The 1,256-nt window shown below is 63.5% G+C and carries 1 protein-coding gene; it reads right to left on the reverse strand.

Annotated features, from left to right (window positions below; genetic code table 11):
- Positions 1 to 64 precede the first annotated feature (64 nt).
- Complete coding sequence (tuf, locus tag E1H18_RS26290; protein ID WP_172275090.1) at positions 65 to 1,255, reverse strand: elongation factor Tu; 1,191 nt, start codon at positions 1,253 to 1,255, stop codon at positions 65 to 67.
- Between the last annotated feature and the right edge of the window lies 1 nt (position 1,256).

The raw sequence follows: 1,256 nt of genomic DNA on the forward strand, positions 1-1,256 counted from the left end.
AAAAGGCCCCGGAGATTGCTCTCCGGGGCCTTCGCTTAGTTCAGCTGTCGCTGGGATCGATCGATTACTCGACGATCTTGGCGACGACGCCGGCGCCGACGGTGCGGCCGCCTTCGCGGATGGCGAAGCGCAGGCCTTGGTCCATGGCGATCGGGGTGATCAGCTCGACGTCCAGCTCGGCGTTGTCGCCCGGCATGATCATTTCCACGCCTTCCTTCAGCTTGATGATGCCGGTGACATCGGTCGTGCGGAAGTAGAACTGCGGACGGTAGTTGGTGAAGAACGGGGTGTGACGGCCGCCCTCTTCCTTGTTCAGGATGTAGGCTTCGGCCACGAACTTCGTGTGCGGGGTGATCGAACCCGGCTTGCAGAGAACCTGGCCGCGCTCGACGTCTTCACGCTTGGTGCCGCGCAGCAGCACGCCAACGTTGTCGCCGGCTTGACCTTGGTCCAGCAGCTTGCGGAACATTTCGACGCCCGTGCAGGTCGTCTTCTGGACCGGACGGATGCCGACGATTTCGACTTCTTCGCCGACCTTGACGATGCCCTTTTCGATACGGCCGGTGACCACGGTGCCGCGGCCCGAGATCGAGAACACGTCTTCGACCGGCATCAGGAACGGCAGGTCAACGGGGCGTTCCGGCTGCGGGATGTAGGCGTCGACCGTCGACATCAGCTCGAGGATCTTCTCTTCGCCGATGTTGGCGTCGCGGCCTTCAACGGCGGCCAGAGCCGAACCCTTGGTGATCGGAATGTCGTCGCCCGGGAACTGGTACGAGCTCAGCAGCTCGCGCACTTCCATTTCGACCAGCTCCAGCAGCTCTTCGTCGTCGACCATGTCGACCTTGTTCATGAACACGACCAGAGCCGGCACGCCGACCTGACGGGCCAGCAGGATGTGCTCGCGGGTCTGCGGCATCGGGCCGTCGGCGGCCGACACGACCAGGATCGCGCCGTCCATCTGGGCGGCGCCCGTGATCATGTTCTTCACGTAGTCGGCGTGGCCGGGGCAGTCGACGTGCGCGTAGTGACGGTTGGCCGTCTCGTACTCGACGTGAGCCGTGTTGATCGTGATGCCGCGGGCCTTTTCTTCCGGCGCAGCGTCGATGTCGGCGTAGTTCTTGGCGGTCGCGCCGCCCGACTTCGCCAGCGTGATCGTGATCGCGGCCGTCAGCGTCGTCTTGCCATGGTCAACGTGACCAATGGTGCCGATGTTGCAGTGCGGCTTAGTGCGTTCGAACTTTTCCTTGGCCATC

It is taken from the genome of Caulobacter sp. RHG1 (assembly GCF_013181195.1).
Lineage (GTDB): Bacteria > Pseudomonadota > Alphaproteobacteria > Caulobacterales > Caulobacteraceae > Caulobacter.

Bases quoted from the DNA above. Each gene is read 5' to 3' on its own strand.
- tuf (WP_172275090.1), bottom strand. From the start codon at position 1,255: ATGGCCAAGGAAAAGTTCGAACGCACTAAGCCGCACTGCAACATCGGC.